Below are 22,962 nucleotides of genomic sequence, written 5' to 3'. Positions count from 1 at the left end.
CCGGCAGAGAGGATGGACGCGTGAGGCTGTTCCGGCGGCATCGTGACCGGCAGACCAGGAGACCCGCGCGTCCGGTCGAAGACGTCGATCTCGACTCCCTCCTCGCCCTGGTCGCCGACACCCTCGGCTACACCTGCGCCTTCGCCGCCGACGGCGGCACGCTGACCCTCTCCGGCCCCCGCCGGTTCACCGTGCGGCTGGCCGGACTGCGGGCGGAGGCGCGCAGACGCTCGAGGGAGGACTGGCCGGTGCTCGTCTCCGAGCACCTGTCCCACGTCCTGGCCACGGCGGACGAGCCCTTCGACGCCTGTGACCTGTTCCAGGCCCGCCCGCTGCTGCGCACCAGGCTCCAGCTCGACGACGAACTGGGCGCGGCGGGCGTGGTCGGCCGTCATCTCACCGCCGACCTGGTCGAGGTGCTCACCGTCGGACACGGCGAGGCCGCCAGGCCGGTCCGTCCGGAGGAGGTCGGCTGCTGGCCGATCACCGCGGCGCAGGCGCTCGAGGAGGCCCTGCGCAACGCCCACCGTCATGAGCGGCTCTCCGTCACCGAGGCCGACCTCGGCGGCGTCGCGGTCCTGAGGCTGAGCGGTGCGACCGCGAGCGTCGCGGCCCACCTGCGTCACCTGGGCGACCACCTGCCCGTGCCCGCGGACGGCGTGCTCGTGGCGCTGCCCGACCCCGCCACGATGGTCGTCCATCCGGTCGAGGGCATCGGCGTCGTCCGCGCGATCGAGCGGTTGCGGCTGTTCGCCCAGCGCGAGTGCGACCTGCGGGCCGGCGGGCTCAGCTCCCAGGTCTACTGGTGGCACGAGGACAGACTCACCCTCATCAAAGCCGACCTCGTCACCCAGGAGGGCCAGACGCGCCTGGTCGTCGCTCCGCCCCAGGAGTTCGCTCAGGTGCTCGCCGCCCTGGCGGCCCGTCCGCAGACCGGCGATCCCGGGAGCTGACACCGTCCCGCGGGGCGGCGGCGCCCTCACGGACTCCCGCGGACCGGCCGCGGCCCCCCGTGGACCCGCTGGGAACCGTAAGATGGTGCCTTCCCGCCCCGTACTCACCCCGATGATCCTCCCGCGCACCCTGGATCGTTCCTGGTGCGCCCCTCGCGATCGGGACACGGCCTGTGAGTGCGGGATGATCGGGTTCGCATCTACGAGGAGTGGCAAATGGCGCAGTGGTGCCTCGGTGTCGATCTCGGGACGAGTTTCTCCGCCGGGGTCATAGCCGCCGAAGGGCGCTTCGACATCCTGGAGGTCGAGGGAGAGCGGCGCATTCCCTCAGCCGTCATGCTCGACGAGCGCGGGACGCTGGTCGCGGGCCGGATCGCCCAGCGAGGGATCGCGATCAGCCCCGAACGCGTCGAGCGCAACCCCAAGCGCTACGTGGGCCGGGGCCGGATGCTGCTCGGCGGGGTGCCGGTCGCCGTGGCCGACGCCATGGCCGCGCTGCTGGAGCTGTTCGTGAGCGAGGGCAGGCGGCGGTTCGACGGGGCGGCGCCCGACTGCATCGCGCTGACCCATCCGGTCGCCTGGGGCCCGGACCGCAAGGCCGTGCTGCTCGAGGCGGCCAGGCAGGTCGTGCGCGGCGTGCGGATCGTGCTCATCGACGAGCCCGTCGCCTCCGCCCGCTACTTCGCCTCCGCGGGGCGTGCCACGGGCGGGTCGCACCTCGCCGTCTACGACCTCGGCGGCGGCACGTTCGACGCGGCCGTGCTCACCGTCGACGGAAGCGACTTCAAGGTCGTCGGGGAGCCCGGCGGCAGCGACGAGATCGGCGGGGAGGTGTTCGACGAGCAGGTGTTCGCCTTCATCGGGGCGCAGATCGAGCGGCTCGACGCCGAGTGGTGGGAGCAGGTGACCACCAACCCGGAACGCCGCTACGTGAGCTATGCCGCCGACCTGCTCAAGATGGCCAGGGAGGCGAAGGAGGCCCTGTCGAAGTTCGAGACCTCCTCCCACTACGTGGTCGGCATCAACGAGGACGTGCACATCGCCAGGGGGGACCTCGAGGACCTCATCGGCAACGAGATCGTCAAGACGGTCGACATCCTGGAGGAGACGATCCGCGGGGCCGGCATCCCGCAGGACGAGCTGGCCGCGGTGTTCATGACCGGGGGCGCCAGCCGGATGCCCCTGGTCCAGCAGGCCGTGCGCGACCGGCTCGGAGACCGGGTGCGGACCTACGACGACCCGAAGATCGTCGTCGCGTACGGCGCGGCCCAGCTCGCCTGGAAGCTCAAGGTCGAGCACCGCGACCCGGAGCAGAGCGTCGGCCTCGCGACGGGCACGACGGGCCAGAGCGTCTCGGGCAACCGTGTTTCCCAGCAGGTCCCCCAGCAGGCCTTCACCGGCGGGCCCACCGGCGCCCAGCAGTTCCCCGCCGGGACGCAGGCGGGGCCGGCCGAGGGCCACCGGGCCTTCACCGGCCCCGACGGCGGCCACACCGGAGGTCACCGGACGTTCGGCGCGCAGGGGGACGGCCAGGGCCCCGGGCAGAGGGGCGCGGGCGGCGCCCCCGCCGCGGGACCCGTCGTCGCCGGGGTCGAGAAGGTGATGGACGGCGTGCTCGAGGCGCGGGCGGAGGCCGGCAGGGTCTTCGTTCACCAGGCCTTCGAGACCGGCCATTTCCTGCGCAGGCTCGACGGGATCGAGGGCAGGTACGACCGCGAGCTCGGCTTCGGCAGACTGGTCGAGTGGGCCGTGTCGCGCGATGGCGTCGCCGCCGTCGAGCAGGTCGGGCCCGCCCAGGTGCTGGTCCGCACGCTCACCCCGGACCTCGCCATCCGCGGCACCCACCCGCTCCAGGTGTGGGGGAACCCCACCGTGATCGCGCAGGGCCGTGCCGCGTGGGTCTTCTTCCAGCCCCGGCAGGCCACCCCCGTCGACACCTCGGTCGGCCTGCCCTGGGGGGAGATCGGGCACCTGGCGATGATCGAGCTCGACCTGGGCGGGGGGTTCATGTTCCAGCCGCCCCAGCCGCGCGACCTGGGGCCCTACGCCCAGTGGTTCCTCAACGAGGACAACAGGCTGCGGCGGCTGGTCGACCAGGAGGGGCCGAGCGGCAACGAGCCGTCGCCCTCGGTGGGCGCGCCGGGTTGCACGGTGGTTCTCGGGCAGTTCAACAGCAACAAGCCGATGTTCCAGAACAGGCACCACGACTTCAGGCCGTGGCAGGTGCTGTGCCTGGTCGACCCGGGCGGCGTCGTGCGCCCGACGGTGCGGGAGCCGGGGCGCAGCTGGCTCCACCAGGTCGTCCTGCACAACGGCAGGTGGTTCACCTCGAGCTCGGCGGGCCTTGAGGCGGACACCGCCGACGGCAGGACCAAGCTGGTCATGCCGCGTCCCAGGACGGGCGCTCTGCGCTGGGTCCCCGCGGGCGGCCAGATCTACGCGGTCGGCACCGACCAGGTGAGCCCCGCCAGGGGCTGGTCCGTGGGGATCTTCGACCAGCGGACGCACACGCTGGAGTTCCTGATGGGCAAGCAGTCGGCGACCCTGGCCGGTCACCTCACCTCCCGCCACCGCTGGGAGCGCCCGCGCCTGGTCGCCGACGGCGACTCGATGTGGATGACCATGCTGGACGCGGGCCGCAGCAGGCTCCTGCACGTCACTCCCACGGGAGCGCGGGAGGTGCACCGCACCCAGGGGATGTTCGAGCCGGTCGCCCGGGTCTCGACGGGCCTGCTCTGCCTGCACCGTCCCGGTGACACGACGGGGGCGACGCGCGACCAGCCCGCCGTCCTGGTGCACCTGCCGCTGTGACACCGCCCGTCGCGACACCGCCCGTCGCGACACCGCCCGTCGCGACACCGGCCGCCGTGGCACCGGCCTCCTGGCGGCCGTCACGCCGGTGACGGCCCGGGGAAGGCGACGGCCCTGGGGAAGGGGAACCGGCCCCGTCCGGAGGGCCGGGGCCGGAGACGTCCCCGGACCGTCCGAGAACGTCCCCGGGCCTTTCAGAGACCTGTCCTGGAGACCTCGCCGCCGCGAGACGGCCTCAGGCCTGCGGCGCCGTGGCCGGGCCCGCGCCGAGGGCGGCCACCGCGGCGGCGAGCTCGCTGCGGAGCTCGTGGCCGCGCGCGGTGAGGGTGTTGATCGCCGTGATGCGGTCCTGGCCCGACTGCCGCGCCTTCTGGCGGTCGGCGGCCGAGCGGGCCGAGGCGGACTTCAGCTCGGCGCGCCTGGTCTCCAGCTCCTTGCGCCGCCGCAGCAGGCTGTCGTCGGCGGCCTGTTCGACGCCGACCCGCCAGGTGGCCACCATCCGCTCCAGGTCGAGGGTCATCTCCCTGGCGATCACCGAGAACTGGTCGCGCAGCGCTCCCCTGACCGCGGCCTGACTGCGCTGCACCTTCTCCAGCGAGCGCCGCCCCATGAAGATGGCCGCGCCGATGGCGGGGGCGATGAGCAGGAAGCCGATCGGCCCCAGCATGGCCGCGGCGAGGCCGCCGAACGACACTCCCATCGAGACCGAGGGCAGCACGTCCCGCACCATGTCGACGTTGACCGGCTCGTTGGCGGACTGGTCTCCCTTGATCTGGACCTGCGTCAGGTTGGGCATCGTCCGCCTGTCGGCGGCGAACTCGACCGGGTCGAGCCCGAGGTCGCGGGCGAAGGAGTTCAGCGTGGTCCTCGCCAGAGTCTCCACGTCGTAGACGATCTGCGACCAGGCGGCCTCCAGCGATCGCTGCACGCTCTCCGGCAGCTCCGCCATGTATCTGTCGACCTGCTCCTGCTTCTTCAGCGTGGCGATCACGTTCTCGTACGGCTGGCGGATCTCGGCGACCCGCGCCGCCACGATCCCGCCCACCTCGCGCCCGAGGAAGGTGTTGGCCACCATCCCGGCCCTGCGGCGGCCCGCCAGCTCGGTGAGGGCCTCCAGCTCGGCGTCGACCTCGGCGAGCCGGGTCGTGAGGTCGCCCTCGTCGTCCGAGCCCACGGCGACGTCGTCCTTCGCCCCCGTCGTCAGCGAGCCGAGCACCGACAGCGCGGCGGCGACCACGGTGGCGCCGCGCGCGGACTCCCTGCCCTCCGCGAACCCGCGCAGGTGCCGCTCCAGCACGTCCATGCCGCTGCGGGCCCGCAGCGTGTCCGCGCGCTCGACGCGTCCCTCCCGCCGCTTGGCCGCCGCCGCCTCGGCGAGCTTGGAGCTCACCGGGATCCAGGGGGCCTCGAGCAGCGGCGCGAGCGTCGCGGTCCTGTCGGGGTTCGCGGTGATCGCCTCGGTGACGAAGGTCCTCAGACGGGCCTTGTTCTCCTCCTGCAGGCTCAGCCAGTTGGTGGAGTCCTCCACCTTGGTCAGCACGAACACGATCGCCTGGACCCGCTCGGCGGCCTCGGCGAGGAACTCCAGCTCGTGCCTGAGCACCGGCTGGTCCTGCGCGCTGAGGGTGAACAGCAGGGCGTCGGCCCGCTGGAGCATGGCCACGGTCACCTGCCGGTGGCCGACGGTCAGACTGTCGACGCCCGGGGTGTCGAGCAGCCGCAGGCCGTCGAGCAGCGGGTTGTCGAGGGTGATGTCCACGCTGACGACGTCGCGCCGCTTTCCCGCGTCGCCGCGCATCGAGGCGTAGTCGGGAATCGACTCGACGGTGATCGGGGTCTGGACGGGGCCCTTGTCGGTGCTGCGGTGTACGACGGCGGTCAGACGGGGGCCGCGCCGCAGCGACAGGAAACAGTTGGTCGCGACGTCGGCGTCGACGGGGACCAGGTCGGGGTGGCCGACCAGGGTGTTGAGCAGCCGGCTCTTGCCCCGCTTCTGCGCTCCGGCGACCACGATGTCGGTGCACTCGTCCTTCCACCTGGCCGCGCTCGCGGCCAGCACCTCGGCCAGGTCGGGCCTGCCGCACCGGCCCGCCAGCGCGTGGACCTCGTTGGCGTAGCGCAGCAGCCGGGCCACCGGGCTCGTCGGGTCGGGGGTCGTCATCTGCCGTTCTCTCCTGTCGGGGGATCTGCTGGTGGCACGTCGCGCGCGGGAGCCGTTCCGGCGGCGCGTTGTTCGAGGGGGTCTCTAGGAGCCGTTCTGGCAGTGCGACCAGATGGCCTCGTAGGCCTCGCAGAGGGTCTCCGCGGCCCTGCGCTGCCGGATGGGGAGCGGCCTGTGGGTCAGGACGCGGAACCTGGCGGCCAGCGCGGCGGCGTAGCCCGCGACCTCGGCGCGCGGGGACGAGGGGGGCGCGCCGAGCTGGGTCGCGAGCTCGGCGCCCGCGAGCAGGAGCTCCAGAGCCTGCCGGTCGGCCGCGGGGACCATCGGGGAGGCGCGCAACGCCTCGACCGCCCCACGGTCCACGCTGACCGGGGGAAGCGGGTCGCCGCCCCCGACGGCGGGGCCTGAGTCCTCCGCCAGGGCGTCGCCCACGATGTCCTCGAGGACGGTCAGCACGTCCCTGGCCCGGTGCCCGCCGGTGCGGCCCTCGCTCATCATGGCGAGCGTGCGCCAGCGCATCGAGGCCGCGGTGGCCTCGGCGGCGATCTCCGTCTTCGAGGCCTCCCTGGGCAGGCCGAGCTGTCCGGCGGGCTCGTCGTGGCGGGCCATGCGCAGGAGCTCCGCCGTCATCTCCTCGTTCAGGACGAGCGTTCCCCTGCCGAGGGCCTCCGCCGCGGCGAAGATCCGCAGGCTGCCCAGCGCGGTCGCGATCGGCCTGTTCTCGTCGAGCTGGGCCGCCAGCGCGTCCAGCGTGGCGCGGTCGGAGCCCAGCGCGGGCGTGCGGGCGATCCCACGGAGCCGGGTCAGGGCGTCCAGCGCCTTCAGCTGGTCGGCGCGGCGGGCGAAGTGGGCGATGCCCGCGGCCACGGAGCCGGTCGCCGCCCGTCCCGCCGAGGAGTATCCCGACCGTTCCAGCAGGTGGGCGGCGAGCGCGGCGGCGTCGGAGACCTCGCCGGCCCGCAGGGCCTCGACCGCGGTCGCGATGCCGTAGCGGTGCAGTCGCTCGACCAGGCGCTGCCGTATCTCGGCGGGGACGGGCAGGTCGGAGGCCGAGCGGAAGTCGTTCAGGTCGAGGAGGTAGTCCTCGAGGTCGTCCTCGTCGAGTCCGGCCAGCACGGACAGGGCCTCGAACTCGTCGGCGCCGGGCGGGCACGCCCGCGCGGTCTCGGCCAGCAGGCCGATCACCGGGACCACGTCGAAGACGGAGGTCCGCAGGTCCTGGTAGCCCTTGGCCGCCAGTCTGCGGGCGGTCGGCCACGGGTCGTCCTCGTCGCCGCGCCGGTCGACCTGGCCGAGCACGGCGAGGGTGTTGACGCAGCTCATGCCGCACGCGTCGGTGAGGCCGCGGAACTCGGCGAGGGTGGTGTCGTCGAATTTCTGCACGTAACGCAGCACGTAGATCATCGCCTGGGCGCGGTCGTCCTCGTCCCCTGAGCCGAACAGCATGCTCCGGGCGGCCCGCTCGTTCGCGGCCGTCACCGTGTTCATGCCGGGGGTGTCGACGATCGTGACGGTGCGCAGCGACGGCAGGTTCAGCGTGACGCGCAGCCGCCGGATCCGGGCCACGTCCACGCCCAGTTCGGAGGGGAGCCGGTGGCCGGGCAGCAGGCGGGAGTGGGCCACGCCGCCGTCGGTCAGCTCGATCGTGATGCGGCCGTCGTCCTCGCCGTACTCGTACTGGGTGACGACGAAGGTGCACTCGCCCGCGTCCACCGGGGCGACGGGCAGCCCGAGCAGCGCGTTGACCAGCGTCGACTTCCCGCTGCTCACCGCGCCCGCGACCGCGACCCGCAGTGGCGCGTCGAGGCTCGCGCGCACCTGCGAGACCCGCTCACGCAGCTCCGCCCCCGCGAGCTTGGCCGCGGTGGTGTCGCACAGACGGCGCAGCAGGTCGGCGGGTCCCGTGGTCACGCGTCACCGCCGCGGACGCGCCACCCGCGGCGGGCGAGGGCGAAGACGGCGGGATCGGGCAGCAGGGAGAGGTCGGCGTCATCCGACGAGAACGTCCGCGCCAGCATGTACAGGTTCTCCTCCTCGGTAGGTTCCCCGGCCGCCTCGAAGAGAAGTCGACGCAGGTTGGTCAGGTCGTCTGACTCGTCACCGGTTGCCCGGAAGCTTGGATTATCACGGTCCAATATCATGGCAGACCACCTCATACCGGGCGATCGTGCGACGTGATGTCATTGGCTGATTTTTCCACCCCGGGAGGATGGGTGACCGATGACGAGCGTGTCGCTGAGCAGTGCCGTGGAAGACGAGAGCCTTCTCGTCGCCGCCGCGCGGGCGGGTGACGAGACCGCCTTCGCCCAGCTGTGGTCGGCGGCGCGACGCCAGGCCTTCGGCGTCTGCTATCACCTGACCGGGAACCGCGCCGACGCGCTCGACGCGCTGCAGGAGACGCAGCTCGCCGCGTGGCGGGGCCTGGCGGCCTTCCAGGGCAGGGCGCCCTTCAGGGCCTGGGTCCTGGTCATCGCGCGCAACGCCGCCCACGCGGTGATCCGGCGCCGTCCTCCCCACGCGGAGTTCCTGGCGGAGCTGGCGGAGGAGGTCATGGTCGTCGAGCCCTTCGAGGACTCGGTCGCCCGGCTGGCCGACCTTCGCGCGGCGCTGGCCACGCTGCCCGTCTCCCAGCGGGAGGCGCTGCTGCTGTGGGCCGGCGGGCTCACCTACGAGCAGGTGGCCCTCTCGCTCGGGGCGCCGGTCAACACGGTGAGGGCCTGGATCCACCGGGCCAGGCGGCGGCTTCGGACCGGACTCACCGGAGACTGAGCGCCTCACGGCGAGGTCTCGCTCCCTGGAGTCTCGTGACGGTAGACGGCGACCTTCGGCACCCGGATCATCCGGCCGCCGTCGGCGTACCCTCGCTTGACGGTCTCCGCCACGACGTCGTGCAGTTCCGGCCGGTCGGTCGGCTCGGTGCCGAAGGCCTCGTGCAGCCGAGGGTCGAAGCGCTGCCCGTCCGCGACGATCTCCTGGATCCCGGCCCTGTTCAGCCCGTCCAGGAGCGTCCCGGACAGCTGGGGGTGGCGCTCGGCGATCTGGTCCCGACAGCCGATGCAGGCCTCGACCAGGGCCTCCCGCCCCGGATGGCCCTCGGCGAAGAGGCGCTCCACCTGTTGGGTGAGCGCCTGACTGATCCCGCTGCCCGCGACCTCCACCAGGGCGTCCGCCAGCGGGTCGGACGCGGGCGGAGGCTGTCCCTCCCCGGCCCGCGCCGGAGGTCCGGACGGTGGTACGGCGGCCGGTGGCTGCCACGGGGGCCGCTGCGCCCCCGGAACGGGGTACGCCGCGGTCGGCGCGTTGTCCGGCGGCGCGGGCGGCATGGGCGTCGGCGCGATGCCGGGCGGTGGCACGGGTGACGTGACGGACGCGCCCGCTGAGCCTGCGGGGCCGGGTGGCTCCTGAGGGCCGGAGAGGCCCGGTGCTCCCGGGAGGTTCGAGGGTCCCGGCGTCCCGGGGAAGCCGGAAGGGCCCGGGGCTCCGGGAACGCCCGCGGGTCCCGACGTTCCGGGACCGCCCTGCCAGGCGGTCGTTCGCCCTCCCGCCTGCCGGTTGCGCGCCCACAGGTAGACGGCCGCGGCGGCCGCCACGATGACACCCGCCGCCAGCGCGAGTGCCAGTGGCAGCGGGATCGGCAGCGACGGCGGCGGCACCGGCGACGTCTTCTTCGCTCCGCCCGGCGTCCCCGCCTCGACGGGGGTGATCCCCTGCCCCTTCTCGCGCAGGGGCCGGGCGGGATCCTTGCCCGTGACGCCGGTCCTGGCCTGTTCCGATGACGTGGCGGCCGGCGCCGCCTCCCCGCCTGTCCCTCCCCCCAGCAGACCGCAGCCGGTCAGCGCCAAGCCGACCAGGAGCGGCAGCAGAGGCAGGAGCACACGTCGGTGTTTCATCGGTTGTCTTCCTCGTCGGCGGCCCGTGTGATCAGAGACCGGGTTCCCCCCTGGTGAGATCACATTGGATCACACGGGCTGGGCCGGGTCGTGCGCTCAGGCGGTCGGGAAGGGCCCCTGGGTCTGGGTGTAGTCGGAGATCCCGTCGCCGTCGATGTCGACCCGCGCCTCGTCGATGTAGCCGTCGCCGTCGTTGTCGAGGTAGACGACGTCGGTCACGCCGTCGCCGTCGGTGTCGTAGCGCTCCTCGTCGGCGTAGCCGTCGCCGTCGTAGTCGATCAGCTGGGCGTCGGTGCCGCCGTCGCCGTCGTAGTCGACCAGGTCGGAGGTGGCGAAGTCGCTCATGGTTCGTTCCTTTCAGGTGGTGTTCAACAGATGAGAGTGGCCTGCGCCGGGATTAGTTGCACCTGAGGGGAAAAATTTTTTCACGACTTTTCGGGACTTCCGGACCTGCCCGATCTCCCGCCCCGCGGACGCGGCCGGTGAGGGGCGGGGCGGGGCGGTGAGGGGCGGTGAGGGGCGGTGAGGGGCGGGGTCTCAGCTCAGTGCGCGGGCCGTGTGGATCAGCGGGACGTGGCTGAAGGCCTGCGGGAAGTTGCCGACCATGCGGCCGTAGCGGGGGTCGTACTCCTCGGCGAGCAGGCCGAGGTCGTTGCGCAGCGACAGCAGGCGTTCGAACAGCTCGACGGCCTCCTCCTTGCGGCCGATCATCGCCAGCGCCTCGGCCATCCAGAAGCTGCAGGCCAGGAACGCGCCCTCGCGTCCCGGCAACCCGTCCACGTCGTTGTCCTCGTCCACCGGATAACGCAGCACGAAGCCGTCGACCGTCAGCTCGCGCTGGACGGCCTCCACGGTGCCGACCACCCTGGGGTCCTCCGGCGGAAGGAAGCCGACCATCGGGATCAGCAGCAGCGAGGCGTCCAGCTCGGCGGAGCCGTACGACTGGGTGAAGGTGCCGCGCGCGGAGTCGAAGGCCTTGTGGCAGACCTCGGCGTGGATCCGGTCGCGCAGCTCCCGCCAGCGCTCGACCGGTCCCGTCCTGCCGAACTGCTCCACCTGCTTGATGGCCCGGTCCAGGGCGACCCAGCACATCACCTTGGAGTGGGTGAAGTGCCTGCGCGGCCCTCTGACCTCCCACAGGCCCTCGTCGGGCTCGTCCCAGTGGGTCTCCACGTATCCGATGAGCTCACGCTGGATGGTCCACGCCCGGTGGTCGGGCTCCATGCCCGAGGCGCGCGAGAGGTACAGGGAGTTCATCACCTCCCCGTAGACGTCCAGCTGGAGCTGGGTGACCGCGTCGTTGCCGATCCTGACCGGGCGGGAGGCCTCGTATCCGGGCAGCCAGGACAGCTCGAGCTCCGTCAGCCTGCGCTCGCCGGTCACGCTGTACATGATCTGCAGGTCCTGCGCGCGGCCCGCGATGGCGCGCAGCAGCCACGCGCGCCAGGCGCGGGCCTCGTCCAGGTAACCGCCGCCGATGAGGGCCTCCAGCGTCATGGTGGCGTCGCGCAGCCAGCAGTAGCGGTAGTCCCAGTTGCGGACTCCGCCGAGGTCCTCGGGCAGCGAGGTGGTCGGAGCGGCGACGATGCCGCCGGTCGGGGCGTAGGTGAGCGCCTTGAGCGTGATGAGCGAGCGGACCACGGCCTCACGCCACGGGCCCTGGTAGGTGCACTGCGCCACCCACTCCTTCCACAGCGCCTCGGTCTCCGCCAGCTGCTCGAAGGGGTCGATCTCGACGGGCCTGCTCTGGTGGGAGGGATGCCAGGTGAAGACGAAGGCCAGACGGTCGCCCTCGGAGACGCGGAACCTCGCCTTGTGGGCGTAGTCACCGCCGTGCAGCGGCACGGGGGAGTGCAGCCAGACCGAGTCGGGGCCGCCGACGGCCTGCAGCAGGCCGTCGGTGCGGCGCACCCAGGGCACGATCCGGCCGTAGTCGAAGCGGATGCGGATCTCGGTGGCCATCTCGACCGTGCCCGAGACGCCCTCGACGATTCTGACCAGATCGGGGTTGACGTGCCTGGTCGGCATGAAGTCCGTGACCCGGACCGTGCCGTCCGGGGTGTCCCACTCGCTCTCCAGCACCAGGGACTCGCCCTTGTATCCCCGCCGGGTCGCCTCAGGCCGCTGGGCGTCGGCGGGGCCGAGCCACCACTGCCCGTGGTGCTTGTCGCCGAGCAGCGCCGCGAAGCACGCGGGGGAGTCGAACTGGGGGAGGCAGAGCCAGTCGATGGAGCCGTTGCGGCCGACCAGGGCCGCCGACTGCATGTCGCCTATGAGCGCGTAGTCCTCGATCCGCATGTGCTTGACGCTAACTCCTCCACGCGTCCACGCGGCCCGGATCAGCCTCTGGGACGCATCAGGGGCATGAAGAACTGGCTCAGCGGCCCGATCGCCAGGGCGAAGACCACGGTTCCGAGTCCCACGGTGCCGCCGAGCAGCCAGCCTGCGGCCAGCACGGTGGCCTCGATGATCGTCCTGGCCGAGCGGATGGACAGGCCGAGGCGGTTGAGGCCGGTCATCAGCCCGTCGCGCGGTCCGGGGCCGAGGCCCGCGCCGATGTACATGCCGGTCGCCGCGCCGGTGGCGACGACGCCGAGCAGCAGGTAGGCCCAGCGCGCGACCAGCGGTTCCGGGGTGGGGGCCAGCCACATGGCGGCGTCGGCGAACACGCCGAGGAACAGGACGTTGCTGACGGTGCCGATGCCGGGACGCTGCCTCAGCGGGATCCACAGCAGCATGACCAGGGCGCCGACCAGGATGATCCACATGCCGATCGACAGGCCCATGTGGATGGACAGGCCCTGGTGGAACACGTCCCAGGGGCTGCCGCCGAGGTGGGACTCGATCTGCAGGGCTATGCCCACCCCGTAGAGCGCCAGGCCGGCGTACAGACGCAGGAGGCGGATGGGGAACGAGCCGAGGGTGGGAAGGGAGATTTCGCTCATGATGGCCCTTATCCTTCAGGCCATTGTCTTCTAGCAAAAGGGCCAATCACGATAAGTGGCCTTATAGTGGTCTGCATGGACCGGTATCTGAGTGGCGTCCAGCTCGCCCGCCTCCTGGCGATCGACCCCGACGCCAGGCCGTACTACAGGGCGCTGGCCGAGACCGTGCGGTCGCTGATCCTCGACGGAAGGCTGCCCGTGCGGGTGCGGGTCCCCGCCGAGAGGCACCTCGCCGAGGCGCTGGGCGTCAGCCGCACCACCGTGACCGCCGCCTACGACCGGCTCCGCGAGCAGGGATACCTGGAGAGCAGGCAGGGCGCGGGAAGCTGGACGGCGCTGCCCGACGCGGGCTCGCTGGGCACGGAGAACCCCTGGATCGTCACGGAGGACGACGGACTGCTGCCGCTGCACTGCGCCGCCCCCCTGGCGACCAGGGCGCTCCCCGAGGCGGTCGCCGCCGCGAGCGAGCACTACCCGCGCTACGCCCTCGGCATGGGCTACGACACCGTCGGCCTGGCGCCGCTGCGGCAGGCGGTCGCCGCCCGCTACACCGCGCGCGGCCTGGCGACCAGGCCCGAACAGATCCTGGTCACCGCGGGCGCCCAGCACGCGCTCCACCTGCTGACGACGGCGTTGCTGTCGCCGGGAGACCCGATGCTGCTCGAGTCGCCGACCTACCCGCACGCGATCGACGCGGCCAGGCTGCGCGGCGCCAGGATCGTCCCGGTCGGCATCCCCGACGACGGCTGGCACCTCGACCTCCTCACCAGCGCGATGCGCCAGTCGGCCGCCCGCCTCGCCTACGTCATCCCCGACTTCCAGAACCCGACAGGGCACCTGATGGACGACGCGACCCGCGCCGGACTGGTCAGCGCCGCCAGGAAGTACGACACCACGCTGATCGTGGACGAGACCTGGAGCGAACTGGACATCGACGAGATGCCCAGGATCGCGCCGCTGGCGGCGTTCGACACCGACGGGCGGGTGATCAGCGTCGGGTCGGCCTCCAAGCTGTGGTGGGGAGGCCTGCGCATCGGCTGGATCCGCACCAGCGCCGCCATGGTCCGCCGGCTGGCCGTGCTCCGCTCCACGGTGGACATCGCCAGTGCCCTGTTCGAGCAACTGGTGGTGGCCAGGCTGTTCGAGGACATCGAGGAGACCAGGGCGGAACGCCGCCGCACCCTCGGGGCCTCCCGGGCCGCCCTGGTGGCCGCGCTGGCCGAGCACATGCCCGACTGGAGCTTCACCGTGCCCTCGGGCGGAGGCTCGCTGTGGGTGCGGCTGCCCGAGCTCTCCGGCAGCGCGCTGGCCGACGCGGCGGCCTGTCACGGCGTACGGCTCGCACCCGGCACCTGGTTCGGCGTCGACGGGACGCTCGAGGGCAGGATCAGACTGCCCTTCACCCAGCCCCCGCAGGTCGTCACCGAGGCGGTCGGCCGCATCGCGGAGGCCAGGCTCAGGGGGGCGTACGGCGCCCGCCCGGCTCTGCCGCTCACCCCGACGCTCTGACACCCCCGGCCGCGGACGCCGGGGCTACTCCGGCGCGACGCCTCTGGCCAGCGGCGCGCGCCACCTCAGCCGCATGGCGGCGATGCGCAGCCCGAAGGCGAGCACGGCCGCGGCCAGCGTGGCGGGCCAGCCGTGCAGGTCGAAGGTGTAGAGCGTGGCCATCATCGCCGAGCCGAGCATGGCCGGCACCGCGTAGAGCTGGCGGTCGTACAGCAGGTTGGGGATCTGCCCGGCGAGGACGTCGCGCAGCACGCCGCCGCCCACCCCCGTGGTGACCCCGAGCAGCGTCGCGTGCAGCGGGCTGAGGCCGTAGTTCATCGCCTTCTCCGTGCCGACCACGCAGAACAGGCCGAGGCCCGCCGCGTCGAGCACGTTGACGGCGGGCATCACCCGCTCCACGTGGGGGTGCCAGAAGAACACGATCGCCGTGGCGGCCACGGGGACGAGCACGTATCCCACGCTGAAGAAGGCGGCGGGCCGTACGTTGAGGATCAGGTCGCGCAGGATCCCGCCGCCCAGCGCGGTCATCTCCGCCAGCACGGCCATGCCGACCACGTCCAGCCGCTTGCGGACGCCCACGAGAGCCCCGGAGAGCGCGAAGACGAAGATTCCGACAAGGTCGAGCAGCTGGTTCACCGGTAAATCATCCCATGACCCGCTCTATGCATTTTCCCTTATGTCTGCGATGTCCCGGCGGGCACGTGGTCGTGCTCCCGCATCAGGGTGCGCAGCCGGGGGGTGAACAGGAACAGCAGCACGCCCGCCACCAGGGCGATCGCGGCCAGGACGAGGAAGTACGCGGGGTCGGACATGTACTCCCTCAGTCTGCCGGTCTGCCCGCCCACCGCGTCGCCGACCGAGGTGGCGATGAACCAGATCCCGAGCATCTGCCCCTTGAACGCCTGGGGGGCGAGCTTGCTGGTGACCGAGAGGCCGACCGGGCTCAGCGCCAGCTCGCCGAAGACCTGCACGAGGTAGACCAGCACCAGCCACCACACCGAGACCTTCCCGCTCCCGGCCAGCCGGGAGGCCGCCGCCATGATGACGAAGCTCAGGCCCACCATGAGCAGCGCGAAGGCGAACTTCTGCGGGGCGGTCACCCGGTTGCCCAGCTTGACCCACAGGGCCGCGAAGACCGGCACGAAGATCATGATGAACAGCGGGTTGAACGACTGCGTGGTCGCGGCGGTGATCTGGATCCCGAACAGCGACAGGTCCGTGTGGTCCTGGGCGAAGAACAGCAGCACGGTGGGGGCCAGGTCGTAGATCATCCAGAAGATGGCGGCCGCGACGAACAGCCAGATGTAGGCTCGCATCCCGGCGCGCTCCTCCGGGGTCAGGTTGTGGCTGCCCAGCAGGATGTAGCCGAAGTAGGCCACCGGGACGATCAGGATCACCACCGTCACCGCCAGCGCGAAGGCGTCGAGGGTGAGGGTGCCCGAGGCCGCCCAGAGCGCCAGGGCGGCGGCGACCACGACGACGGCGGCGATCGAGACGACGCCGAAGTGCCTGCGCTCGCCGGGCGTCAGCCGGTGTCCGGGCTCGTCGCCGACGCCCCTGAGGTGGGAGCGGCCGAGCACGTACTGGACCAGGCCCAGGGCCATGCCGACCGCCGCGGCCCCGAAGCCCAGGTGCCACCGGTTGCCCTCGGCGAGCTGGCCGACCACGATGGGGGCGATGAAGGCGCCCAGGTTGATGCCGAGGTAGAAGATGGAGAAGCCCGCGTCCCTGCGCGCGTCGGCGTCCTCGGGGTAGAGCTTGCCGACCATGGCGGAGATGTTCGGCTTCAGCAGTCCCGTTCCCGCGATGATGAGCAGCAGGCCCAGGGCGACGAACACGCCCGACCTGGCGGGCACCGCCATGCTGATGTGGCCGCACATGATGACGAAGCCGCCCCACAGCACCGCCCTGCGGGCGCCGAGGATACGGTCGGCGACCCAGCCGCCGGGCAGGGCGACCAGATAGATCAGGGCGCCGTAGACGCCGACGATCGCCTGGGCGGTCCCCTGACTCAGCCCGAGGCCGCCGACGGCGGGGGAGGCGGCCATGAAGGTGGCCAGGATGGCCCGCAGGCCGTACCAGCTGAAGCGCTCCCACATCTCGGTGCCGAACAAAGTCGCCAGACCGCGCGGATGCCCGAAGAAGGTCTTCTCGTGAGCGCGTGTCCTCGATGTCATGTCGCCTCCCGGCATCGCGATGTGATCGCATCACAACTCTACGTGTGCATTCCTGTACGGCTCGAAGGGAGGCCGCGCGTCGTGGCGGCCTCTTCTGGCCGCGGGGCTTGTTCCTCCGTATCCCGTGTGATGCGATGCATGCCACTCGTGCAAATGAGCACTTCCGAAAGGCGCGTCCATGGCCGGTGTCCTTGAAGAGCGTGCGGCGATCGAGCGGGAGATCGCGGGCCGTACCGTCTGCGCCCAGCTGGAGGAGGCGGCCGAGCGCGACGCGGACGCCCCCGCCTACTCCGACCCCGTCGAGGGGGGCTGGACGACCCTGAGCTACGCCGAGGCCAGGCGGCGGGTCCTGGAGATCGCCGCGGGTTTCGTGGCCCTGGGGCTCGGGCGGGGCGAGGCGGTCGCGCTGATGATGGTCAACCGCAGCGAGCACGTCCTGGCGGACCTGGGCGCGGTGCACGCGGGCGGTGTCTCGTGCTCGGTCTACCCCACCTTCGCTCCGGAGCAGGTGGCCTTCGTCGCGGGCGACGTGGGCGCGAGGATCGCGGTGCTCGGCGGCCCCGAGGACCTGGCCAGGTGGGAACCGGTGCTCCAGGACCTTCCCGGGCTCCGCAGGATCGTCATGCTTGAGGGCGCGCCGGCCGACGACCGCTTCGTCGGCTGGGACGACTTCCTGGCCCTGGGCCGCGAGCGGCTCGCCGAGGACCCGGCCTCGATCGAGGCCCGCTGGCGCACGGTGACCGCGGACGACGCCCTGACGGTGCTCTACACCTCCGGCACGACCGGCAATCCGAAGGGCGTGCCGCTGACCCACGCCAACGTGTTCTTCGAGGTCGCCATGACCGACCGGATGGCCGGCCTGCCGGAGCGGGGGACCCAGATCTCCTACCTGACCTACGCGCACATCGCCGAGCGGGTGCTCAGCCTCTACCTGCCGCTGTTCAAGTTCTCCCACACCTACTTCTGCACCGACCTCGCCCAGCTCGGCGCCGTCCTCGGCCAGGTCAGGCCGGTGCTGTTCTTCGGGGTCCCCCGGGTCTGGGAGAAGATGATGGCCCGGTTGCAGGCCCTGACCTCCACCCAGCCGCAGGAGCGGCAGGAGGGCGCGCGGCAGGCCATGGCGGCGGGCCTGGCCTACGTCGAGGCCCGTCAGTACGGGCGCACGCCCTCCCCCGAGGTTCTTGCGGCGTACGAGCGGGCCGACGCCGAGCTGCTGTCCGTCGTCCGCTCGCTCATCGGCCTCGACAACGCGAGCTGGCTGGGCAGCGCGGCGGCGCCGATGCCGCCGGAGGTCCAGCGCTTCTTCGCCGGACTCGGCCTGTGCGTGCTCGACGTCTACGGCATGACGGAGACGTCGGGGGCGTTCACCGCCAACGCCCCGGACCGCTTCAAGCTCGGCACGGTCGGTCAGGCGGGGCCCGGCGTCGAGGTCCGCATCGCCGACGACGGGGAGATCGTCACCCGGAGCCCGGCGAACGCCCGCGGCTACCTCAACCGCCCCGAGGCGACCGCCGAACTGCTGGACGAGGACGGCTGGCTGCACACCGGCGACGTGGGGTCCGTCGACGAGGACGGCTTCGTCAGCATCCTCGACCGCAAGAAGGAGCTCATCATCACCGCGGGCGGCGAGAACATCTCCCCGGCCAACATCGAGAACCACCTCAAGGAGCACCCGCTCGTCGGCCAGGCCCTCGCGTACGGCGACGGCAGGCCGTACCCCGTGGCGATCCTCACCCTCGACGGCGACTTCGCCCCCGGCTGGGCGCTGAGCAGGGGCATCGAGTTCACCACCCTGGCCGGGCTCGCCGAGCATCCCGAGGTCCTGAAGGAGATCGAGGGCGCGGTCGCCGCCGCGAACGAGAGGCTCGCCCGTGTCCAGCAGGTCAAGCGATGGCGGCTGCTGCCGGTCGAATGGACGCCGGAGACCCAGGAGCTCACGCCGAGCCTGAAGCTCAAGCGCCGGGTCGTCCACGCGAGATACGCCGAGGTCATCGACGGCCTGTACTCGAGCTGACCGCTCTACGGGGACGGTTCCCCGCGACGGACGGCGGCGTTTTGCCCAACCGGGCGCGTGTCTTCTCCTCGGCCATTACCGGACGGTTTTTAGCGTCCTGGTTCATGAGAGTCCTTATCGCGATGCTGGTGGCGGGGGCCACCGTCCTGCCCGTGCCCGCCGGGGCCGTGGCGGAGGATCCGGTGATCCGCTCCGTGACCCTGAGCCCGGACGCTCCCGTCGTCGGGCCGGTCGGGGCCGTGCGGCTGGTGATCGAGGTGGTCGCCGCCGGGGTCACGGGGCCGGACGGGGTGACCGTCCAGGTCGAACCGGGCGTGCCCCCCAAGGGCGGGGCGAAGCCGGCCCCCGCGCCCGCCCCGCTCCCGGCTCCCGTTCCCCTCCCCGATCCGGGCACTGCTCCTGTCCCCGTTCCCGCACCCGTTCCCGCGCCCGCGCCCGTTCCCGGCGTCGGCCCGGGTCCGGCGGCAGGCGAGCCGCGGGGGGCGGAGGAGACGGCCCCCGCCTCCGTCTCCTGGACCGGAGGGCCGCTCTCTCCGGGGGCGCCGGGGAGGCGGGCGACCGGGGTCCCGGCTCAGGAAGTCGCGCGGCGTGCCGGGCGGGAGTGGGAGACCTGGAGGTTCCTGCCGGACAAGGAGCTCACCCGCTGGTACCCGGCGGGACGCTGGACCGTCACCGTGCGGGCCAGGGGCGCGGACGGCGCGGTGGCCACCGAGCGCACCGCCTTCTGGCTGAGGCGTGAGACCAGGTTCAGCGCGGTCCAGGCGGTCGGCAGGGGATCGGGCGTCCGGGTCAGCGGGGTCCTGAACCGGGTCGACCCGCAGGGGTACCTGGACTACGCCCCCTTCCCCGGCCGGCCCCTCGACATCATGTACCGGCGGGCGAGGGGAGACGCCTGGGAGAACGTGGCCTCGGCCACCACCGACGAGCGGGGCCATTTCGCCAGGAACGTGCCGGACACGGGGGAGGGGGAGTGGCGGATCCGGTTCGGCGGGACGGGACGCTACGCCGCCAGGCGCAGCATCATCCACCCAACAACCCTATAAGTCGCTTTTGATGCATTAATCAGGACAAATCTCCGCATTTGTTTTCAAATTGGGACCTGGTTATTTCTCTTTTCTGGCAACTTTTCCCTATGTTGAAGCGTCTTTGACGGTAGGCGCGCTCCGTCTCGGAGTGCGCTCTTCAACGGGGAAGGAAGTTCTCACATGTTGCGACGCATCGCCGCGGTTCTGGCGGCGGCGACGCTGAGCGCCACGGCGCTCGCCGTCACCGTGCCGGCGCAGGCCGCGTCGGCCCAGGTCGCGGACCGGGCCTACACCGAGACCCGCATCGCGGGTTTCCACGCGGCCCCCAACCCGGCCCGCAGGCACCAGCACATCTCGCTGCAGGGGCAGCTTCAGGTCGGCGAGGACTGCAACCCGCACGAGCGCGGCTCGGGCCTGGCGACCCGCCACAACCCGTGCGGCGACAGCAGGACGCAGTGGACCGGCTCGGCCGGCTGGCAGAAGATCGTGGTGCTGTTCCGCGCGGGCGGCAGGAGCAAGTGGGAGTTCGTCGACACGATCGAGACCGGTCGTGACGGGCGTTTCTTCACGAAGGTCCCGGTCTACACCTCCGGCACCTGGCGCGTCGTCTTCGAGGGCGCCAGGGGTCTGTCCCCCTCGGAGGACAGCGACTGGGTCAAGGTCTTCCGCTGACCTGACGCCCGCCGAGCGTCTCGGCGAGATCCAGGACCGCCCGGCCCCTCGGTGAACCCCAGGGGCCGGGCGGTCCGCTCTCTCACGCCCTGCCTCCGCGCGCCGTCCCTCACGCCAGCGCGTGCACCACGGCTCCGAACAGGGCGGGCAGCCGCCTGGCCGCGGGGACGATCAGGCGAGCGGCCCCCCTGTGCCGCCGTGTCTCCAGCAGCGCCCCGGTGAGCAGCCTGTGCCTGCGGGACAGGCGCAGCCAGGCGCTCTCGTAGGCATGGGGCGCGCCCGCCCGCAGGCAGCCGATCAGCGTCTGCGCGGACAACAGCGCGAGCGAGACGCCCTCGCCGGTGAGGGCGTCGGTGTAGCCCGCCGCGTCGCCGACCAGCAGCACCCGTCCCGCGACCCGGGAGCGCACCCGCTGGCGCAGCGGTCCCGCCCCTCTGACCCGGGTGGCGGCCGGCGCCTCGAGCCGGTCGGCGAGGTCGGGGAAGTCCGCCAGGTGCTCTAGGTAACCGCGCCGCCGTGAGCTCAGCACCGCGATCCCGACCAGGTTCTCGCTCACCGGCGTCACGTACGCCTCGCCGTCCCGCGCCCAGTGCACCTCGACGAAGTCCGTCCAGGGGGCGACGGAGTAGTGCCGTCGCAGGCCGTACCGCCTCGGCCGGTGATCCGGCAGCTGGAGCCCGAGCTGGGCGCGCAGCGGGGAGTGCAGGCCGTCGGCCGCCACCAGCCACCTGGCCCGCAGCCCCGCGGCCTCGACGCCGTCGTGGCTCTGCCGTACCCCGTCCACCCTGCCCCGCACGACCCGGACCCCCAGCTCGGCGGCGCGCCGTGACAGGGCGGTGTGCAGCGCGGTGCGTCGCACCCCGAGGCCGTGGCCCTCCCTGAACGCCGCCTGGGCCTGGACGAGGCCGTCCACGTAGCGGATCCCCGCGAGCGCCCTGCCCTCGACCCGCACGCCCAGTGACCGCAGCGCGGCGACCCCGCTGGGCATGAGCCCCTCGCCGCACGCCTTGTCGACGGGCCCAGGCCTCGGCTCGACCACCACGGCCTCCATGCCGGCCAGCGCCGCGTGGATGGCGGTCGCCAGGCCCGCGGGACCCCCGCCCGAGACCAGGACGTCGATCACGCCGGGGTCCGTCCGGGAGACGGCGCGGGGGCGAGAGCGCCGAGGGCGGCCTCCTCACAGCGGATCCTCACGACCATGAGCACCCCGTTCAGCGCGGTGAAGGTCAGCGCGGTGATCCAGGCGCCGTACACCAGCGGCAGCGCCACGCCCTCGAGGGCCACCGCCACGTAGTTGGGATGCCGCAGCCAGGACAGCCGGTAGGGGCCGCGCGTCACGGGCGGCAGGCCGGGCACCACGATCACCTCGGTGTTCCACTGCCTGCCGAGCGTGACGACGCACCACCAGCGCAGCCCCTGCGCGGCGACGACCAGGGCCAGCATCGGCCAGCCGAGGGCGGGGACGAAGGGCCGTCCGGCCAGGGCCGCCTCGAGCAGGCACCCGGCAAGCAGCCCGGTGTGCAGGGCGACCATCCACGGATAGTGGCCGCGTCCGTGGACCACCCCGCCCCTGGCCAGGCTCCAGCGCGCGTTGCGGCGGGCGACCACCAGCTCGGCGAGCCGTTCGACCCCGACGAGCATGACGAGCAGCAGGTACCAGGTCACCGTTCTCCTACCAGCGCAACAGGACGAGCTCGGAACAGAAACCGGGCCCCATCGCGATGAGCAGCCCCGGCGTGTCCCGGGGCGGCGGACGCGTCGCGAGGGTGTCCCGCAGGACGTGCAGGACGGAGGAGGAGGACAGGTTGCCGACCTCCGCCAGCGAGCGCCAGGTGAGGTCCAGCGCGCCGGAGGGCAGGCGGAGCGTCTCCGCCACGGCCTCGAGCACCCTCGGGCCGCCCGGATGGCACACCCAGGCCGTCACGTCCCCCCTCGTCAGCCCGTGGTCGGCCAGGAAGCCGTCCACGTCGTCCGCCAGATGGGTCCGCACCACGTCGGGGACGCTCGCGTCGAGCACGACCCGGAAGCCGGTGTCGCCCACCTCCCAGCCCATCACGTGCTCGGAACCGGGATACAGGCGGCTGCGGGTGGCCACGACCGAGGGGCCCGGCGGCCCGCTTCCCGCGTCCGCGCCGGTCGCGGGCCGCTCGTCGCCGCAGGCGACGACGGCGGCCGCGCCGTCGCCGAACAGCGCTCCCGCCACCAGGTTGGCGACGGAGGCGTCGCCGCGCTGCAGGGTGAGGGAGCACAGCTCGACCGAGAGCAGCACGGCCACGTGGCCGGGCCAGCCGCGCAGGTAGTCGTGCAGCCGGGAGATCCCGGCCGCCCCCGCCACGCAGCCGAGCCCGAACACCGGAACCCGCTTCACGTCGGGGCGCAGACCCAGGCGGCCCGCCAGCCTGGCGTCGACGGACGGGGCGGCGATGCCGGTCACCGACGTGAACATGATCATGTCCACGTCCTCGGGGGCGAGCCCCGCCGCCTCGAGTGCCCCGCCGACCGCCTCCGCCCCCAGCCCGACGGCGGACTCGACGAAGGCGTCGTTGGCCGCCCCGAACCCGTCAAGCTTGGCGTACTGGTCGAGCGGCAGCGCCAGGTGGCGGAACTCCACCCGGGCGCCCGCGTGCAGCCGGTCGAGCAGCCGCCGGTCGGCGCCCTCAGGAAGACACAGCCGCGCGAACGCGTCGGTGATCTCGGCCTGGGAATGGCGGTTCGGCGGGAGCGCACCGCGGACAGCGGCGATTCGCGTCATATGAGGATTACTCCCAGGCGTAAGAAAGGCGCGGACACCTGGCTTTTGCCCGT

General features: G+C 72.4%; 19 protein-coding genes. 7 read left to right on the top strand and 12 right to left on the bottom strand.

The features are described 5' to 3' along the window. Nucleotides 1-20: 20 nt before the first annotated feature. Complete coding sequence (locus PKF00_RS16390) at nt 21-953, top strand: hypothetical protein (protein ID WP_271218385.1); 933 nt, start codon at nt 21-23, stop codon at nt 951-953. Nucleotides 954-1,169: 216 nt separating this feature from the next. After that, a complete protein-coding gene (locus tag PKF00_RS16385) occupies nt 1,170-3,764 on the top strand; it encodes an Hsp70 family protein (RefSeq protein ID WP_271218384.1) in 2,595 nt (864 codons plus the stop codon). Between the two features lie 235 nt (nt 3,765-3,999). Here PKF00_RS16385 and PKF00_RS16380 read toward each other — a convergent pair whose 3' ends face one another. The 3 genes from PKF00_RS16380 to PKF00_RS16370 all read right to left on the bottom strand — a co-directional run bounded on the left by PKF00_RS16380 (nt 4,000) and on the right by PKF00_RS16370 (nt 8,066). Continuing rightward, nucleotides 4,000-5,925 (bottom strand): dynamin family protein, encoded by a 1,926-nt coding sequence (locus PKF00_RS16380; RefSeq protein WP_271218383.1) that lies wholly within the window; start codon nt 5,923-5,925, stop codon nt 4,000-4,002. Between the two features lie 84 nt (nt 5,926-6,009). Then, entirely contained in the window at nt 6,010-7,836 is a 1,827-nt protein-coding gene (locus PKF00_RS16375; protein WP_271218382.1) for a dynamin family protein, read from the bottom strand. After that, nucleotides 7,833-8,066 (bottom strand): hypothetical protein, encoded by a 234-nt coding sequence (locus tag PKF00_RS16370; protein WP_271218381.1) that lies wholly within the window; start codon nt 8,064-8,066, stop codon nt 7,833-7,835. Before PKF00_RS16370 ends, PKF00_RS16375 begins: the two co-directional genes overlap by 4 nt. A 79-nt stretch (nt 8,067-8,145) precedes the next feature. Here PKF00_RS16370 and PKF00_RS16365 point away from each other — a divergent pair, with 79 nt between their 5' ends. Further along, nucleotides 8,146-8,694: an RNA polymerase sigma factor gene (locus PKF00_RS16365; RefSeq protein ID WP_271218380.1), complete on the top strand. Its 549-nt coding sequence runs from the start codon at nt 8,146-8,148 to the stop codon at nt 8,692-8,694. 5 nt (nt 8,695-8,699) lie between these two features. Here PKF00_RS16365 and PKF00_RS16360 read toward each other — a convergent pair whose 3' ends face one another. The 4 genes from PKF00_RS16360 to yczE all read right to left on the bottom strand — a co-directional run bounded on the left by PKF00_RS16360 (nt 8,700) and on the right by yczE (nt 12,760). Beyond that, on the bottom strand, nt 8,700-9,815 hold the full coding sequence (locus PKF00_RS16360; protein ID WP_271218379.1) for a nucleotide exchange factor GrpE: 1,116 nt from the start codon (nt 9,813-9,815) through the stop codon (nt 8,700-8,702). 96 nt (nt 9,816-9,911) lie between these two features. Beyond that, a complete protein-coding gene (locus tag PKF00_RS16355) occupies nt 9,912-10,160 on the bottom strand; it encodes a hypothetical protein (RefSeq protein ID WP_271218378.1) in 249 nt (82 codons plus the stop codon). A 192-nt stretch (nt 10,161-10,352) separates the two neighbouring features. Next, on the bottom strand, nt 10,353-12,155 hold the full coding sequence (locus PKF00_RS16350; protein ID WP_271218478.1) for a glycoside hydrolase family 15 protein: 1,803 nt from the start codon (nt 12,153-12,155) through the stop codon (nt 10,353-10,355). After that, nucleotides 12,155-12,760, bottom strand: coding sequence for a membrane protein YczE (gene yczE / locus PKF00_RS16345; RefSeq protein WP_271218377.1), 606 nt, complete (start codon nt 12,758-12,760; stop codon nt 12,155-12,157). The genes PKF00_RS16350 and yczE overlap by 1 nt, the downstream gene beginning before the upstream one ends. 75 nt (nt 12,761-12,835) lie before the next feature. Here yczE and yczR point away from each other — a divergent pair, with 75 nt between their 5' ends. Further along, nucleotides 12,836-14,269 carry a MocR-like transcription factor YczR gene (yczR, locus tag PKF00_RS16340; protein WP_271218376.1) on the top strand — a complete coding sequence of 478 codons (1,434 nt, stop codon included), beginning with the start codon at nt 12,836-12,838 and terminating at the stop codon, nt 14,267-14,269. 24 nt (nt 14,270-14,293) lie between these two features. Here yczR and PKF00_RS16335 read toward each other — a convergent pair whose 3' ends face one another. Then, nucleotides 14,294-14,905: a trimeric intracellular cation channel family protein gene (locus PKF00_RS16335; protein ID WP_271218375.1), complete on the bottom strand. Its 612-nt coding sequence runs from the start codon at nt 14,903-14,905 to the stop codon at nt 14,294-14,296. A gap of 38 nt (nt 14,906-14,943) precedes the next feature. Then, nucleotides 14,944-16,446 carry a peptide MFS transporter gene (locus tag PKF00_RS16330; protein ID WP_271218374.1) on the bottom strand — a complete coding sequence of 501 codons (1,503 nt, stop codon included), beginning with the start codon at nt 16,444-16,446 and terminating at the stop codon, nt 14,944-14,946. Between the two features lie 178 nt (nt 16,447-16,624). On the opposite strand from PKF00_RS16330, the gene PKF00_RS16325 reads away from it, so the two are divergent. The 3 genes from PKF00_RS16325 to PKF00_RS16315 all read left to right on the top strand — a co-directional run bounded on the left by PKF00_RS16325 (nt 16,625) and on the right by PKF00_RS16315 (nt 20,157). Continuing rightward, nucleotides 16,625-18,460 carry an AMP-dependent synthetase/ligase gene (locus tag PKF00_RS16325; RefSeq protein WP_271218373.1) on the top strand — a complete coding sequence of 612 codons (1,836 nt, stop codon included), beginning with the start codon at nt 16,625-16,627 and terminating at the stop codon, nt 18,458-18,460. Nucleotides 18,461-18,564: 104 nt separating this feature from the next. Further along, nucleotides 18,565-19,503, top strand: coding sequence for a hypothetical protein (locus PKF00_RS16320; protein WP_271218372.1), 939 nt, complete (start codon nt 18,565-18,567; stop codon nt 19,501-19,503). A gap of 162 nt (nt 19,504-19,665) precedes the next feature. Beyond that, entirely contained in the window at nt 19,666-20,157 is a 492-nt protein-coding gene (locus tag PKF00_RS16315) for a hypothetical protein (protein ID WP_271218371.1), read from the top strand. Between the two features lie 109 nt (nt 20,158-20,266). On the opposite strand, the gene PKF00_RS16310 is transcribed toward PKF00_RS16315, so the two are convergent. The 3 genes from PKF00_RS16310 to PKF00_RS16300 are packed head-to-tail and all read right to left on the bottom strand — an operon-like array spanning nt 20,267 to nt 22,909. Further along, nucleotides 20,267-21,280 carry an NAD(P)/FAD-dependent oxidoreductase gene (locus tag PKF00_RS16310; protein WP_271218370.1) on the bottom strand — a complete coding sequence of 338 codons (1,014 nt, stop codon included), beginning with the start codon at nt 21,278-21,280 and terminating at the stop codon, nt 20,267-20,269. After that, nucleotides 21,277-21,822: an isoprenylcysteine carboxyl methyltransferase family protein gene (locus tag PKF00_RS16305; protein WP_271218369.1), complete on the bottom strand. Its 546-nt coding sequence runs from the start codon at nt 21,820-21,822 to the stop codon at nt 21,277-21,279. The genes PKF00_RS16310 and PKF00_RS16305 overlap by 4 nt, the downstream gene beginning before the upstream one ends. 7 nt (nt 21,823-21,829) lie before the next feature. After that, nucleotides 21,830-22,909 carry a type III polyketide synthase gene (locus tag PKF00_RS16300; RefSeq protein ID WP_271218368.1) on the bottom strand — a complete coding sequence of 360 codons (1,080 nt, stop codon included), beginning with the start codon at nt 22,907-22,909 and terminating at the stop codon, nt 21,830-21,832. Nucleotides 22,910-22,962: the final 53 nt, after the last annotated feature.

It is taken from the genome of Streptosporangium carneum, assembly GCF_027922005.1.
GTDB lineage: Bacteria > Actinomycetota > Actinomycetes > Streptosporangiales > Streptosporangiaceae > Streptosporangium > Streptosporangium carneum.
This window is presented reverse-complemented; position numbering and strand designations above follow the sequence as displayed.